Here is a 16,463-nt window from a genome sequence, read left to right as displayed (position 1 = left end):
ACTATTTTTTTACAGGTTGCGCCACTGTCTGACTGGTTGTGGCTGCTGCGGGCTTCATGTCAATTCCTAACTCCTCCATGATATAATCTGTATAATCGTGCTTGGGATTAGTATAGATCATCACAAAGTCACTGGACTTGTCGAACAGAAAGTCAAGACGCCGCTGGGCACTTACCTTATCCACTGCCCGCTGCACTCGTTCGAGTACCGGTTTCATGAGTTCCTTTTTTTTCTCAAACAGCATGCCATTCATGCCGAATACCTTGTTGTTGTACTCGCGGGCTTCGAGTTCTTTTTCCCGAATTTCGTTCTGACGCTTCCGCTTGAGTTCGTCAGTCAGTAGTACTTCCTCAGCCATGTAGGCTCGTTGCAACCTGTCTACTTCCGTAAACTTTTCCTGAATTTCCTTCGCCCACTTTTCCGAAAACTGGTTGATTTCGGCTTGTGCTTGCTGGTATTCCGGCATTTTGCTGGTCACAAACTCCATATCTACATACCCAATCTTCTGAGCCTGAGCCGTTACCGGTAAAATGGACGACAAAACTACTAAAATTAGGAACTTGTTCATGCGAAGGGGCTGATTTTTTGCACACTATAACGAACACTCCTGCCCATTATTATCGGATTTGCTGACCAATTGTGAAATGGAACTGCCCTCCACTGCGGGTCTGCGAGCCCTGAATCCGGTCGAAACCGTATCCCCAGTCGATACCTAACAAACCAAAAGCTGGCATAAATATACGTGCACCCACCCCGGCCGAACGTTTGATGTCGAAAGGATTGTAGTCACGGTAGTTACCCCAGTTATTACCTCCTTCAAGGAAGCTCAACACAAAGATGGTAGCCTGTGGATTGAGCGAAACGGGATAGCGCATTTCCATAACGAACTTATTGTATACAACACCGCCGCCGCCGGTCAAAGTTCCGTTAGGGCTCAGCGGGCCTACCTTGCGGTCTTCGTATCCACGGAGACCGATGATGTCCTGATCAGCCAGTGCGAATGATCCCTGTCCGGCCAGACCGGATCCACCTACAATAAACCGTCCGAAGGGGCTAAGGCCTACTTTACTACCATAGCTACCCAGGAAGCCCATATGAGCGCGGGCACTTACTACCAGCTTACCCGTGATAGTTGCGTACCAGCTGGCGTCGAACATCCACTTGTGGTACTCTACTAGTTTGAAGCGATCCTGCGAATCGCTGAACTCCTTCTGACGGAATACCGAATAAGGAGGCGTCAGGGTAGCGCTTAGTGAGAACGATGATCCGCTACGAGGATATTGGAAGTCGCTTAGGGTATTACGCGACAGCGTAGTATTGAATGTAATGTTGTTAGAGATACCATTTCTGTAGCCTATGTTAAAGAAGTCAAGGCTGTCCAGACGGTAACGCTGCAACGACAGTGAATGGCTTAGTACCAGGAAACGATCCGGCTCCTTCAGACGACGCCCCAGCGAGAAAGTAATACCATTGTTGTAGTACGATCCAATGAAGCTTTGATCTCTGGCCGATACCCTCCGGTACATCTGTGCATAATCGGTAATGCGGTATACGGTACGCGTTAGCGCTACCCCCAAGTTGATGGGCTTACGACCACCAAACCACGGCTCGCTGAACGAGAGTGAGTAGGTCTGGAACTGACGACCATTGGCCTGGAAGCGAACAGCTAGTTTTTGACCATCACCCGAAGGCAGGGGCCGCCAGGTAGAGCGGTTAGGTATATTACGCAGGGAGAAGTTGTTAAACACGAGTCCCAGGGTACCTACAAATCCGATATAACCTCCCCAACCACCTGAGAGCTCGATCTGGTCAGAGGGCTTCTCTTCTACGGTATATTCAATATCCACGGTACCATCAGCCTGGTTCGGAACAGGGTTGATCTGAATTTTTTCAGGGTCAAAATAGCCCATCTGAGACAGCTGACGCTGGGTGTTAATCAGCTCGGTCTTGCTGAACTTCTGTCCCGGCAGGGTGAATAGTTCGCGAAGTACTACCCGGTCGCTGGTCTTGGTATTTCCATTCAGGATGATGCGGTTAATTGTAGCCTGCTTTCCTTCGAAAATACGCATCTCAATATCGATAGAGTCGCCTTCAACAGCTTTCTCAATGGGTCTGGCGCTGAAGTACAGGTAGCCATCGTCCATGTACAGCGAGCTTACATCGGCACCGGGTATCCCGTTAATCTTCTTATCAAGTTCTTCCGGATTATATACATCTCCTTTTTTGAGTCCAAGTATAGTACTTAGCCGCTCATCTTTGTGCAGATAGTTACCATCCCATGTGATATTGCGGTAGTAGTACTTAGGACCTTCGTCAATTCGCATCGCTATGCGCAGATCTTCACCGTCACGCTTTACCGTATCAAACTCAATGGTCGCATCACGGTACCCGTTTTTACGATAGAAGGCTATCAGCTTATCCTTATCTTCGTCGTATTTCTTAGGTATAAACTTAGAAGGTGTAAATACGTGCCACAGTTTCTTCTCCTTAGTACCTTTTAGCTTACGCTTCAGCTTCCCGTCAGAGATGGCCTCGTTACCTTCAATATTAATTTCTTCAATCTTTACCTTTTTACCCTTATCTACAATAAAATTTAGAGTAGCCTGTCCGCGTGAAGAATCAGGTATTTGTACCACCTTTACTGACGTGTTATAGAAGCCTTTATCCATAAAGAACTTCTTAATCACCAGCTGTGTGTTCTTGATGATAGTCGGTGTAATTACCCGCCCCTTTATCAGCTTTACCTTATCGTTCAGCGTGGTCTGCTCTCCTTTTCGGATGCCCGAGAAGGTCACCTTGTACAGACGGGGACGCTCTTTGATATCAATGTTCAGCCATACTTTATCGCCCTCAATCTTGGTGTACATGATTTCGACATCATCCAGCGTACCAAAATCCATCATCCGACGAATGGATGATGTAACGGCCGGACCCGGAATACGTATCTTATCACCGGCCTTAAGGCCAGAGATCGAGATCATGGAGTTAGGATCCAGGAATTGAGTACCCGATACCGTTACTTCCGCTATTTCGTACTCTTTGGGATTAGCATAGTCCAGTTCGGTAGTAGACCGAGGGGCGTTGGTGTTACCACTACCCAGACCGATGCGTTGTGCCTCGGCTGAAAGTGTCAGGCCTAGTAGTAGCGCTACCAGAGCTGAGCCGGTGCGGATGCCGAAGCAATCAAAATTTTTGGTAAAAGATCTGAAGAGGTTCATATCGAATTATTTAACACCACCCACTTTAACCTGTTCGCTAGTCTTGCCAAACCGCCGCTCTCTCTGCTGGTAAGACACAATAGCCTCATACAGGTGTTTCTTGCGGAAATCGGGCCAGAAAACATCATCATAGATGTACAACTCAGCATAAGCCAGCTGCCACAGCAGGAAGTTACTGATACGATGATCGCCGCCGGTACGTAGCATAAGGTCTACGTCAGGACGCCCCTGCGTAGCAAGCCGCTCATTTACAAGACCCTCACTAATGTCTTCGGGTTGTAATTGACCAGATTTTACCTCGTGTGCCAGCTGTTGAACGGCCTGTACTATGTCCCATTTGCCGCTGTATCCCAGCGCCAGTATCAGGTTCAGACCAGTATTGCTACGGGTCTTTTCGATAGCTTCGGAAAGTTCGCGACGGCAGCCAGCAGGCAGGCTGTCCAGGTCGCCTATTGAGTCCAGGCGTATATTATTTTTTTGCAATGTGGGAAGTTCATCTCGGATGGTATGTACCAGAAGCTCCATAAGGGCCTGTACTTCTATTCGGGGACGTGCCCAGTTCTCGGTTGAAAATGCGTAGAGTGTCAGATATCCCACTCCAAGTTCGGCACATCCTTCCGCTACTTCACGTACCGCTTTGATAGCGTTGCGATGACCGAATATGCGTGCCGCGCCCTGCTTCTGCGCCCACCGTCCGTTACCGTCCATGATAACGGCTATGTGCTTTGGTAGATTGCTCTGGTCAATCAGTTCTTTCATTCCGCAGGCCTCTTTTAACTTTTTTTAACAATTGATAGCATAGATATGATTGCATCTGCGCCTAGTTGACTCCTCCGGATAAATCCAATTTATGCAATTACCCGAAGCATGTGAGCCAGCGGTTATCAAAAGAGGAGGAGTAGCCAACTAAAAACAGGGGCGCAATTTAGGAATAAGTAAGCCCTCTTCAAAGTATCTCCTGCGGAATACGTACTATCAATCGTATTATAAATCAATAAGATGGCGGATGCTATCGCTATAGGTACTACCTGTCTGCAGCTGTGAAGACTTGCGGTCACGCATCAGTATCAGATATTTGCCACTGAAATACTTTTGAATTTCACCAATATGATGTGTATTGACAATACCCGACCGGCTTACCCGCACAAAATGATTGGGCAGCTTTTCTTCCAGAGTAGTCAGGGTATAGTTCAATAAATATTTCTGCCCGGTTAGGGTATTCAGGAACACATATTTGTCCTCCGCCTCAAAATGCGTGATTTCGCTCAGAGGTACCAGCAGGATCTTATCGCCCGTTTTGACCGATAGGGAAAACAGCTCTTTCTTTGGCTTCATCTGCTCTAGCAGACGCAGGAGGTTATCAGCGTAAGGGTTCTGAACCTGACTTTGCTGGCCATTAATTACCAGGCTACGTAGCTTGTCAATGGTCTTCAGGAGGCGTTCGTTCTCGATGGGCTTCAGCAGGTAGTCAACTGAATTTTCTTCAAAGGCACGGATAGCATACTGGTCATAAGCGGTAGCGAATATCACCATGGGCATGGTAGTTACCCTGGACAGCATCTCAAAGCCATTCAGGAGCGGCATTTCAATATCCAGAAAGATAATATCGGGCCGATGCTCTTCCAGGATCACCAGTCCCTCGGCTCCGTTACGGGCCTCAGCTATTATTTGAAATACATCCGGGTGTTTTTCCAGTAATCGGCGCAGGCGATTCAGGGCTAGTTGCTCGTCATCAATAAGTATGGTTCGTAGAGGAAATTGCATAGTGAGTGAAATAATAATTGTACTGATAATCTGGATTAAGCAGCAGGAGCCGACCCCTGTTGTAGGCGCAACATGCGGATACCAATGGCAACGTATTTAACAGGCTGATTATGCAGCTCTAGCCGGGCATCGTCTCCGTAGAGTAGCTTCAGTTTATCCTGAATACTCCGGATGCCGTAGCCTCCGCCCATGGCTTCAGAAAACTGGGGACCGTTGTCCTGCACACACAGCTGCAGCCAGCCCCCCGACTCATAAATACGCACCACGATACAACCCTGATCCGCTAGCTTGGAAATACCATGTTTGATCGCATTTTCGACCAGGGGCTGCAGTATAAACTTGGGAATATTCAACTCATTCAGTTCCGGACTGGCCACCTCCACCTTGTACTGAAGCCGGTCGCCAAAGCGCACCTGCTCTACCTGCAGGTACGTCCGGACCATCTCCAGCTCCTGGGTGACTGTATCAAAGTAGTCGTTGTTTTTGCGCCCTGTTGTGTACCTGAATAGCTTGGAGAGCAGCAGGGTCATCTCTTCGGCTTTATCCGGATCTTCGTGTACCAGACTGGCTATACTGTTGAGTGAATTGTACAAAAAGTGCGGACTAATCCGGGCCTGCAACGCATCCAGCTCCGCACGAGTTTTCAGTTTTTCGAGGTTGAGTAGCTGATACTCCTGCTCCGTGATCTTTTGGGTAAGCTGCCGGCCCTGCCGGCCCAGGTAGTAGAAGATATTGGACACCAGCAGAGGACCAAATGTGTATACATACCAGGGAGCGTTACGAAACTGACTAACCGATGTGATTTCAGCCCTTGAAAATATAGCCCGCCCCTGCCAGAAGTAAAAGGCGCTGGTCAGACTAAGGTAGGAAATCAGTATGATCAACGATAGAATGATGTGTTGTACGTAGGAATGCCTGAACGTAGTTTCGAGCCAGGGCGATACCATCTGGGTGACTACTACTGTCATAACACCGGCCAGGATGTTGTTCATAACTACCCACTGATTCAACCGCATCACCAGCGGGTCCGATGCGGTCAACATCTGATTGGTAAAGTAGACAATACCACTTACACCGTAGACGATAACTGCTCCCATCAGGATAGCCAGCACCGTAGCCATCCAGGTTTGGCTCTGTAGCAGTCCCGTCAGACTCAGCTCACGCCAGGTAGAGCTACTGCTACTCTTGGCCGAAAAGCTAAAGTTGGCTCCACCAATCCGGGCTCCGGTCATGTCTGCTCCTACCAGATTGCTACAGCTCAGATCTGCATTGGTCAGGTCGGCATTCCGGAAATTGGCCCCTTTCAAAGAAGAAAACTTAAACACAGCATTCTGTAAGTTACTGCCTTCAAAGTTGGCCCGGTTGAGACTAGCAAAGCTAAAGTCAGACCCGGACAGGTCCATGTAGCTGAAATCCTGATCATTCATAGAGGTACCCCGTACTCGTAGTGCCCCTTTTGTTTGTTTCTGCTTGTCAAGCAGTTCCTGGCGATTCATATCTGTACTGGTTTAGGGCCGCCCGATATATCTCTTGCCATCGGACGGCCACTACCTGCCTGTTTATACAAAGTACTATCTACTGATTACACTGAGCTGCCATCCACTCAGCCTGCCCCTTCCCCCACTGTGGGTAGGTCGCACCTGGTGATTTAAAGGTAGCGAATTTTTCCAGTGCTTTTTCAAACAGAGGCTTTGCCACTTTCTTTCCACCGCCAAACTGCTCCGGCGTGTAGAACAAACTGGTACCCTCTAGTACATAGATGCGTGGATTGTCGGCGTTAGCAGCCTTAGCAGCTGCCAAATGTTCCCCAAATACAGCTCCGTAGGTCTGCCAGCGCGACATAGGATCAATGGCCAGCCGTCCCTGCGCTACAAACGCTTTAAGTACCTCTACTTCATCGTCCGGCTGTCCGTCCAGCGTTTCCACTTCCTTCAGCATTGCCTCGGCTTTATCCAGTCGTTGCTCTTTTTGCGTCGCATCATCTCCCATGACGCCCAGCATAGTGTAGCAATAGGCGGCGTGGTAGCGCGGGAGCCACTCTTTGGGTTCTGCCGTCGCGATACGTTCAAAACGATTGGCCAACTCCTGATAAGCCGCCATATCAGGCTGCTTTCCCTCTTGTTGGTTAAGGGCGTCTACGGTGGTAGTCATGGCCTGGGTGTACTTGTCGCTCTGAGCAAATAGTTGCGTCATGGATAGTACCAGGGTAAGGGCAGAAATAAAGATTGTCTTCATGGCAATGGTTTGTTTGGTTGTTAGTAGATAGGTGGTAGTTGTTAGTTAGTAGCTGTTAGTTTTTGGACTTTTCTATATCAATACAGATGGTAGCTTGTTGAGAAAAAAACATTCTTCATTCATAATTATCAATTCTTGATTATTACAAATCTTCCTTCTTCACCACCGCCTTCTTCGACAGGAATACCTGCATACCTACGAAGAAGCTGCGATAGCTCTGCGGACCTACGGCGTAGCGCGAATATCCATTCGGGGTCCGGCCATCGGCGGTGTAGCGGTAGGTAAATACGTTGCGGGTATTGAGCAGATTATCAACGGCCACGTACAGTACCGCAAAATTGCCCCGGATGCTGGTTAGCTTGCTGGCTGTGAAGCTCAGGTTATGTACCGCCGGGGTCTTATCGGTCAGGAAGCGCTCGTGATTGGGGTTGTAGTACGGACGGCCGCTGGTGTAGGCATAGGTCATCCCTACGCTGGTTTTGAGCTGGTCGAACCACCGCTTCGCCACCAGGCTCACGTTATGGTTGGAGGCAAAAGTAGGCGTAGCCAGTACCTGGTACTGCTGGAACAGGCGTCGGGTATCTACGTAGCTGTACGTAACCCAGTAGTCAAGGCTCTTTACAGTCTTTTGATCGCGCCAGAACAGGTCAAAGCCTTGTGCATAGCCGTAGCCGGCGTTGTTGGTACTCCCCCAGGGGAAGCGGTAGGGGTTGGTGTCAAAAGGCTGCCCCGTGTACTCACGTACCAGTTGTGCGTAGTTTTTGTAGAAAGTCTCTACCCGGAAGGTACGGCCCTTCTTCATCACCTGATAGTTCAGGATAAGGTGGTCGGCGCGTTCGAAGTTCAGGTCGGGGTTCCGATACAGGTAGCGGTAGTCGGGATTCTGGTAAAACTGCCCCGCCGCCAATGATACCTGGCTATAGGTACCTGTCTTGTAGGCTAGCGAGAGTCGGGGCGCCAGGTTGAAGCGGTTGAGCAGGGAGGAGTACTCCGTCCGTACCCCCACACGTCCGGCCATCTGGCGACTCAGGTAGATTTCGGTTTCGGCAAAAGCCGCCGTGTAGCGGTCATGCAAGGAGTAACTAGTACCACCAAAGCCGTTCTGCAAGTTGATGGCATGAATCTCGGCCCCGAATAGTACTGAGTTATTTCCTGATAAGAGCCGGGTCAGTACCGCCCGTGCCTGAGTACGCTCGTCGAGCCGATCCATACCCAAGCCATCAAAGGCCATGTTGTCGCTGTTGCGGCTGTACGAGAAGCCTGAATTGAGTAACCACTTACCTTCCGCCCAGCTATCGGTGTAGGTACTGGTGGTGAAGGCATTGCGGTTGTGCAGGTCGAGGCGGTTCTTGATACCCTCACCGCCCGGCACTACCGAGTTCATGCTCATGCGGCTATCGGAGTACATACCGTATACTTTCAGCAGGCCCGTCTGGGAAGTTTTGAATCGGTAGGTCAGCGACGAGCCTACAAACTCCGGTTCGTGCAGCCATTCGATATTCTGCCGCACCAGCGCGAAGAGCGGCTTAAGATTACCATAGTACCCTACCACCGACACCGACTGCTTCTCGGTAGCATGGTCGTAGTTGAGGCCCGCACTAGCCAGGTTGAGGCTTACACCCAGTCCATTGCCGCTGGTTTTGTCAGTGGTATTCAGCAGCAGCACCGACGACAACGCTTGCCCATATTGAGCTGAGTACCCCCCTGTACTGAACGAAGTACCTTTGAACATAAACGGATTAAATCGCCCCCGTTGCTGCACATCAGGTACTGAGCTGAAGAATGGATTCTGTACGATCATCCCGTCTATGACTACCTTGGTCTCCAGACCCGAACCTCCCCGTACAAAGAGTCCCTCCTGCTCCCCTACCCGCTGTGCCCCCGGCAGTAGCTGCATGGCTCCCGTAATGTCGGCGGCGGCTCCGGCGGTAGTTACAATATCCAGTGGTTTGAGCATGGCCATCCGCTTTTCATCCGAGGCTTCAAAGGCGCCCGCCGTAATGACTACGGTATTCAGCTCATTGGCCAGCTCTTCCAGCTTTGCGGTCAGTACTACCTCTTTCTGATCCAGCAGAAGCTTTCTCTCAAAGGACTCATAGCCCATGTAGCTGACAGCCAGCGTAGCCGTATCTTTCTCAAAGGTCTCAAAGCTAAATCTACCTAGTGTATCCGTGGACGTTCCATCGTAGGTACCTTTCAGAAACACGTTGGCACCAGGTAGCGCGTGACCCTTACGGTCGGTGACCTTGCCGCTGAGGAGTGTCTGGGCCTGAGCCGTAGTGGTGAGTAAGAATAGTAAAAAGTAAAGAGGCTTCATGGCTAATAGCTTTATGTGGTTGACACAAAACTATTAGCTATGAAGCCTCCCGGGTAGTCAATTCAGACGAACCGCCGCGAACGGCAGAGTGAATTTCAGGATTTGGAGAATGAATGGGGTCAGTAGCCCGACGTATCGTTTGATACTACCGGGCTGGCTACGGTACTTCCGCCGCCGAAGCGGTTCCTGGCTTCTTCGATGATAGCGATGGTAGCAGTGGCTCCGATACGGGTAACTCCCCACTCCCGCACTTTCAGCAGGTCATCCAGCGTACGTACCCCTCCGGCGGCTTTTACCTGTACCTGGGGCGCACTGTGCTGGCGCATCAGCTTCAGATCGTGTTCTGTAGCTCCTTCATAGGAGTATTTCCCGTCGGTGCCTTTCACGAATCCGTAGCCGGTAGAGGTCTTGACAAAATCCGCCCCTACCTCGCTGCATATTTCACATAGTCTGATCTTATAGGTATCGTTAGGTAGATAGTCGTTTTCAAAAATCACTTTCACGATAGCCCCTTCGGCATGGCAGGCATCGGTAACAGCTTTGATCTCCTGCCGCACGTAGTCCCAGTCCTCCTGCAGTACCTTGCCTATGTTCACGACCATGTCTATCTCGGTAGCGCCATCGCGGCAAGCCTGAAGCGCCTCCGCCACTTTGATACTAACGAGGCTATTGCCCTGCGGAAAGCCAATAACCGTACCCACAAGTACATCCGACCCGGATAACCATTCGGCTGCCGCTGCCACCGCATAGGGTTTTATACATACGGATGCTACCCCATACTGGCGCGCTATGTCACAACCCTGGCGGAGGTCCGCATCGGTCATGGTAGGGTGCAGCAGGGAGTGATCAATCATTTTGGCTAGTTCGTTGATAATGCTCATAATAGGAGCCCATGCGGGCTGTTGATATAAATGATGAAGGTGTATTACTGAAAATTACTGATGGTGTACTGCTCAGTATTGCAGTACAGATGACTATAGATATAGTAGTCGGGGCGGCTGGTATGGTAGCGGCGGTAAATCTGTACGAGAGGCGTTAGTGGCTTGACCTTCAGCAGAAAAGCCGTGACTTCGTCAGCCGATACCGCCCGTATGTCCTGCTCAATATTGGTAATCTCGATCTGGTGATTCAGGCTTAGTGTTTTGAACAACGACCCATCGACAAAGGGCTTTTCACAGAACTCGTGCAAGCCCGAGTGCGGCAGGTAGGTATACTCGATCATGATGGGCTCTTCGTTTACAAAGCGCACCCGCTCGAATGAGATACACCCTGCTTTTGCTTCTTCTTCATTCAGTGCATAAAAAAATCGTTCAGGCCACACGGCTGATGTAGGAATACGCAGCATCATGGTCTTTACCTGGTGCTCGGCTCCAACCACCTCCGAAAAACCTTTGAAGGAAAGCAGTCCCAGCGACTTCCGGGTAGCACTGACAATACTCCCTTTCCCTTTCACCTTACGGATATACCCTTCTCTGGCCAGCTCAGTAAGCGCCCTTCGCACAGTCATACGAGCAATCTTGTGCTGGCAGCCCAGCTCATTTTCGGAGGGAAGCAAGTCTCCCTCTTTATATTGTCCGCTTTGAATCTGACTCTTTAGATTTATATACAGCTTCTGGTAATGAGAGTTCTGCATGAATGCGTATAAGGGTAAGATGTATAGACAACTTGACTACATAATCCGGAATTTTTCCACGATTCCAATAAAAGTTGATACGTTATCTATATTACTCCCAAATTTTAACTGAATTAATTATATACAGATATATTCATATATACTATTAGATAAAACCTATAATTATACTGGATAGTGGCTGAAAGAACGCGTTTAACGGAATACCTCTAGTAGATAATAGATAGGGAGGTTCCAGATTTTCGGCGGAAAATAGACTGATAATACGTGTAGACGCAACAGGCCTGTACGGGTTAGAAACCTGTACAGGCCGTTACTTATTGATACGTGCAAACTTGCCGGGTATTATGGTGTACCAGGTACACGCTCCTCCCCATTGAGAGCGGCCCCTCTTCGGATGGGTACATTAGGAATCTCGATAGTGACTTCCAGGCCACTGCCCGGTGAGGAGAACCAGGCGATCTTACCACCCAGTACAGTCACCCGCGACTCGATGTTTCCAAGTCCCAGGCCCTTGCTGGCCTTCGCAAAATCAAAGCCTTTACCGTTGTCGCTATAGAAGAACGAAATAGTACTACCCGAAGGAACTACGGAAATAACGACTTCGGTAGCATTGGCGTGCTTGAGTGTATTGTTGAGGAGCTCCTGCGTGATACGGTACAATCCCATCTGCATATCCTTGGGCAGATCTTCCGGTAGGTTCCGGCATTCAAACGAAACCCGTACCTGATCCGAAGCGTTGATCTTACCGATCAGTTCCTCCACGGCGGCCGCGTACCCGTATTGCTCGAGGGTCTTGGGATTTAGCTCGCGCAGCAGACGCCGGATGTCAATCATCGAAATAGTGATGATATCAAAGGCTTCCTGCTTGATGCGCTGCGCTTCAGTATTATCCTTTAAGAAGTTGGTAAGTGACGAAAGGTAGAGTTTTAGGGTAGCCAGCCGCGAGCCTACCTCGTCGTGTAGGTCCTGCGCTATATTTTTACGCTCCTGCTCCTGAGCTTCCAGTACTATCTTGAGACGCTCCTGCTGCTGGCGGTTCAGGTGTCGCAGGCGTCCCTGTACGATCAGGTAAGTACCTCCCCCTACTAGTAGCAGATAAAAAGCCGAAAACCACCAGGTACGCCAGAAAGGAGGTTTGATCACAATAAGAAGCTGTCGCTCCTGCCCGTTCCAGACCCGGTCCCGATTAGCCGCTTTGACTCTCAACAGGTACCTTCCCGGTGACAGATTGGCATAACGTACATAGTTGCGGTCACCGGCGTTGACCCAGCCTTCGTCCTGGTTTTCTAGGTAGTACTGGTAGAAGTTGCGGCCATTGCTATAGTAATCTATGGAAGCAAACTCCAGCGAGAACGTATTCTGATCGTGCTGAAGGTAGATGATGTTCTTTTCGTTGATGTAGCCGTTGGCTTCGAAAGGCTCTTCATTTACTCGGAAATTATGAAAATACACGTGAGGTCGGTACGACAGCTTTCTGAATTGGCTGGGATAGAAGTAATTCACACCATTGACCCCTCCAAAGTAGCACTCGTTCCGGGACGACATCATAAACGCATTCCCATTGTACTCGTACCCCTGCAGACCATCTGATAGGTTGTAGTTACAGAAAACACCCGTAGGTATATCCAGACTGGATATACCATGATTGGTACTCAGGAATATCTGATTATCATCACAAACCAGCAGACCATAGATGTAGGTATTGGCCAGCCCATCCTTTTCGCTATAGAGGCGGTAGTCCTTCTTGGATTTATCAAAAGCTACAAGCCCTTTTTCGGTAGCAATCCAGAGCACATTATTACGGGCATCTTCCTGGATCGCATTGATATTAAAATCATGTAAACCTTCGTATACTTTCTGCCATTTACCCTTGCTGATACGATACCCATACAGGCCTTCAAAATACGAGCTTAGCCATAGTGTTCCCTGCCTGTCCAGGTAGGTAGCAAATATATTCCGGTCTTTCAGCAGTGGAACCCGCTCGTAGGCCTCCGTCACCGGATCAAACAGCCACATTCCCAGGGGGGTACCAATCAGAAATTTCTTATTAGGCAGTTCTACTATATTACGCACATAGGTACGGCTACTGCTGTCAGAGTCGAACAGATGCTTTTTGAACTGCTTGGTCTCCTCATCAAACTGCATAATACCGCCATAAGTACCTATCCACATGCGCTGCTTGCTATCACGGAATATGTACTTAAGAATATTATGGTCATTGGTGAAGTATCGCTCCCGGATCAAACCACTTTTTCGGTCAAAAATATCCAGACCTCCTTCGGTACCAATCCAGATCCGCCCGTGCCCATCCTCGCCGATGCTTCGTACCGACGGATCGCTCAGGTTGCGCTGGGGCTGTCCGGGATTGGACTGGCCCAGGTACCCAAACATGGAGGCATTAGGGACTATTTTAAGAAGTCCATCGGGATCGGAGTTGGCCCATATGATACCGGTATTATCAACATACACCCGGTAGAACTCGAATTTCCTGAGGCTCTCCGGTAGGTTAGGCCGGTACTGAAACTCTTTGAATCGTTTGGTGCTTTTGTCGTATGTCCACAGGCCATTGCGCTGCGTCCCCAGCCACAGTTGATCATTATGATCTTCCGAAATACTAAATACTACCCCCAGTTGTTCCTCTTCTGAAGCCCATTCAAACACCTCGTGCTTCTTTCGCTGATGGTCAAAACGTACCAGGCCGTGGTCAGTACCCAGCCAGGCTACATTATGCTTATCCACTATAAGAGAGTACACATTCAAAGGCTGACCGTACTCATTGCGGGAAGAGTTATTGAAGTAGTAGTGGTACGTCTTGCTGCGGATATCGAACCGTACCACACCCTTGGGAGCCAGCATCCACACATCCCCGAAGGGAGAGCGGGTGGTCCAGTCGACATAGTCAAAGTCACGGCTCAGGTAGGCGTAAGAGCCTATACGCCGCAGGCGGTTGGTCTTGAACTCATAGGCCATTATACCATCGCCTTCCTGGGAGAACCAGAGCTCTTTTTCATCCGCATAAAAGGGAGAGGTACGCTTTTTCTGGCGGGAAGTACGGACCAGAAAAAACCGGTCTGATTTGCGGTCGTAGCGGTTAAGACCTTCTTCGGAGCCTATCCAGATATCGCCGTTTTTATCTTCAACGATACCGGATACATTTACTCCATGAAACGAATATTTATTGCCGGCGTCGGGCTTATAGATCCGGAAGCGGTTTCCATCAAACCGGTTGACGCCATCCAGAGTTCCCAGCCATAGAAAACCTCTTGAGTCTTTAAATATATGGTAGGGGGAACTCTGCGACAGACCATCCTTAACGGTTATACGCTGTACCTGCATAGACTGGCTGTATGCTACCAAAGCATACAGCCAGCACCACCCCATCAATAAGAGTCTTATATGTATTCTATGTGGCAAAACAGTTGTTTAAAGCCTTTTTAAAGTTCTTCTAATACCAGATTTTTCCACCGTACCTTTATACCTCCTCCGTCATGAATCTGCAAGGCGATGGAGCCTTCTCCGCGTCCTATCTTCTCATCCGTCAAATCTACCATAGGCTGACCATTCAGCCAGGTCTGTACGTGATCACCTTCTACCCGGATACGCATTGTGTTCCATTCGCCATACTTAAGGATATCTTCCTTCTCTTCAGGAATCTTTACCAGCCATTCACGGCCGTATGATTCATAAATACCGCCCGTATCGTGGTTAGGTGGAGCTACCTCAACCTGCCAGCCCGATACTTTGGTTCCTTCGAAGTTAGAACGAAAAAAGATGCCACTATTGCCTTCGGACTCTTGTTTAAACTGCGCCGTCATATCAAAATTCTTATACGGCTTATCAGTAGCCAGATATCCGTACCCCTTATCAGGTCCGCTTTCACATACCAGCTCCCCGTTATCAACGTACCACTTCTCTGTTCCGATCACCTTCCAGCCCGATAAATTTTTACCGTTGAAAAGTTTTACGCGTTTTTTGCCAGGGCCATCGGTAGTACCCGCCACAACAGAAATAGTGCCAGCCAGGAGCAGCATGACACAAACATACAACCATTTGCAATCTTTCATAAGTACTTATTATTGTTAGTTACTGAATAGACTCTAATCAAAGGTAGAACATTCCTCTTCCTAACCAGTTTATGGGTTGTTAATATACATATAACAACTCAAATCCATTTCAAGGTATGAAAAAGGTGAATTTTTGGATGAGATGGGCTACCTCTATGGTAGCTGTGGCTCTTCTACTCAGCGCAGCAGGATGTAAAAATGATGATGATGACAATGATGTAACACCACAAACGGTGACTGATATCATTCAGGGAGACAACAACTTTACAATTCTGGAAGCTGCTCTGCAACATGCTGGTCTGATGGAACCCCTACGTACTGGCACTATAACGCTTTTTGCACCAAATGATGATGCCTTCCGCGCCTCGGGTTATGCTGATGCCGCTGCTATTACATCTTTACCTGCCAATACAGTAAAAGATATACTGCAGTACCACGTAATCAACACCCGTAACACCTCCAGCAGCATACAGAATGGAGATAACCAGGAGTTTGCAACACTGGGTAACGGCATGGTCTACGTGACCAAGAACACGAGCGGTGTGTCTGTAAACGGAGCCCGTGTCGTACAAGCCGACATCGCGGCTGATAACGGCATTATCCACATCATAGATCGGGTACTGATGCCAGCGACCCAGAACCTGATGCAACTGGTGCAGAACAACAACAACCTCAGCTACCTGGTAGCAGCCGCAACCCGCGCTGCTTCGGCCAATCCGGCGGTTATGACGGCACTGGCTTCTACCAACTCAGCCTTCACTGTGTTTGCCCCTACTAACCAGGCGTTCATGGATGCAGGATTCGCCACAATGGCTGACATACAGGCAGCTAGTCCGGCTACTCTGTCGTCCGTTATTCTGTATCATGTAGTACCGGGCCGGGTATTCTCAACTAACCTGGCTAACGGTAATGTGACTACGGCCGCCACGACTCCCTTCGTAGTTGATGTCAGCAACGGCGTACGTATTACTGGAAGTGGTAACAACTCAATGGCAGCTACCGTAACTCAGGCCAACATGATGGCTACCAATGGTATCGTACACATTATAGATCGGGTATTGATGCCAGCAGCTCCGCCTGCTACACCTGCTCAATAGGTTACTCATTAGATTCATACTAAGCGGAGCCCTCATCGGGGCTCCGCTTTTTTAGTAGAATGCTCTTTCCTATCTATATCAGATGTACTTTTCGATTCCAAAGACTCATTAAAATCCTATACCTTCGCATATAGT

General features: G+C 49.1%; 12 protein-coding genes. 1 reads left to right on the top strand and 11 read right to left on the bottom strand.

All coding sequences use genetic code 11. The features are described from left to right. Position 1: 1 nt before the first annotated feature. The 11 genes from JUB14_RS02980 to JUB14_RS02930 all read right to left on the bottom strand — a co-directional run bounded on the left by JUB14_RS02980 (position 2) and on the right by JUB14_RS02930 (position 15,198). Entirely contained in the window at positions 2-568 is a 567-nt protein-coding gene (locus tag JUB14_RS02980; protein ID WP_207504277.1) for an OmpH/Skp family outer membrane protein, read from the bottom strand. A 49-nt stretch (positions 569-617) separates the two neighbouring features. Then, the gene (gene bamA / locus JUB14_RS02975) at positions 618-3,218 is read right to left on the bottom strand and encodes an outer membrane protein assembly factor BamA (protein ID WP_207504276.1); all 2,601 of its coding nucleotides are present in this window, start codon (positions 3,216-3,218) and stop codon (positions 618-620) included. A gap of 6 nt (positions 3,219-3,224) precedes the next feature. Next, complete coding sequence (uppS, locus tag JUB14_RS02970; protein WP_207504275.1) at positions 3,225-3,977, bottom strand: undecaprenyl pyrophosphate synthase; 753 nt, start codon at positions 3,975-3,977, stop codon at positions 3,225-3,227. 225 nt (positions 3,978-4,202) lie between these two features. Continuing rightward, the gene (locus JUB14_RS02965; RefSeq protein WP_207504274.1) at positions 4,203-4,982 is read right to left on the bottom strand and encodes a LytR/AlgR family response regulator transcription factor; all 780 of its coding nucleotides are present in this window, start codon (positions 4,980-4,982) and stop codon (positions 4,203-4,205) included. Between the two features lie 35 nt (positions 4,983-5,017). Further along, on the bottom strand, positions 5,018-6,478 hold the full coding sequence (locus tag JUB14_RS02960; RefSeq protein ID WP_207504273.1) for a histidine kinase: 1,461 nt from the start codon (positions 6,476-6,478) through the stop codon (positions 5,018-5,020). A 79-nt stretch (positions 6,479-6,557) separates the two neighbouring features. After that, complete coding sequence (locus tag JUB14_RS02955; RefSeq protein ID WP_207504272.1) at positions 6,558-7,217, bottom strand: hypothetical protein; 660 nt, start codon at positions 7,215-7,217, stop codon at positions 6,558-6,560. 142 nt (positions 7,218-7,359) lie between these two features. Next, positions 7,360-9,534 (bottom strand): TonB-dependent receptor, encoded by a 2,175-nt coding sequence (locus tag JUB14_RS02950; protein WP_207504271.1) that lies wholly within the window; start codon positions 9,532-9,534, stop codon positions 7,360-7,362. 119 nt (positions 9,535-9,653) lie between these two features. Further along, positions 9,654-10,415, bottom strand: coding sequence for a deoxyribose-phosphate aldolase (gene deoC, locus JUB14_RS02945; protein ID WP_207504270.1), 762 nt, complete (start codon positions 10,413-10,415; stop codon positions 9,654-9,656). A 44-nt stretch (positions 10,416-10,459) separates the two neighbouring features. Continuing rightward, positions 10,460-11,167, bottom strand: a complete 708-nt coding sequence (locus JUB14_RS02940; protein ID WP_207504269.1) for a GntR family transcriptional regulator — start codon at positions 11,165-11,167, stop codon at positions 10,460-10,462. Positions 11,168-11,509: 342 nt separating this feature from the next. Further along, entirely contained in the window at positions 11,510-14,503 is a 2,994-nt protein-coding gene (locus JUB14_RS02935) for a ligand-binding sensor domain-containing protein (RefSeq protein WP_207504268.1), read from the bottom strand. Positions 14,504-14,601: 98 nt separating this feature from the next. After that, positions 14,602-15,198: a 3-keto-disaccharide hydrolase gene (locus JUB14_RS02930; protein ID WP_229367659.1), complete on the bottom strand. Its 597-nt coding sequence runs from the start codon at positions 15,196-15,198 to the stop codon at positions 14,602-14,604. A 149-nt stretch (positions 15,199-15,347) separates the two neighbouring features. Here JUB14_RS02930 and JUB14_RS02925 point away from each other — a divergent pair, with 149 nt between their 5' ends. Beyond that, positions 15,348-16,328 carry a fasciclin domain-containing protein gene (locus tag JUB14_RS02925; protein ID WP_207504266.1) on the top strand — a complete coding sequence of 327 codons (981 nt, stop codon included), beginning with the start codon at positions 15,348-15,350 and terminating at the stop codon, positions 16,326-16,328. The last annotated feature ends 135 nt before the right edge of the window (positions 16,329-16,463 follow it).

Source organism: Telluribacter humicola, assembly GCF_017355935.1.
In the GTDB taxonomy this organism is placed as follows: Bacteria; Bacteroidota; Bacteroidia; order Cytophagales; family Spirosomataceae; genus Telluribacter; species Telluribacter humicola.
Note: the sequence above shows the minus strand (reverse complement) of the source record. Positions and strands in the feature narration are given on the sequence as shown.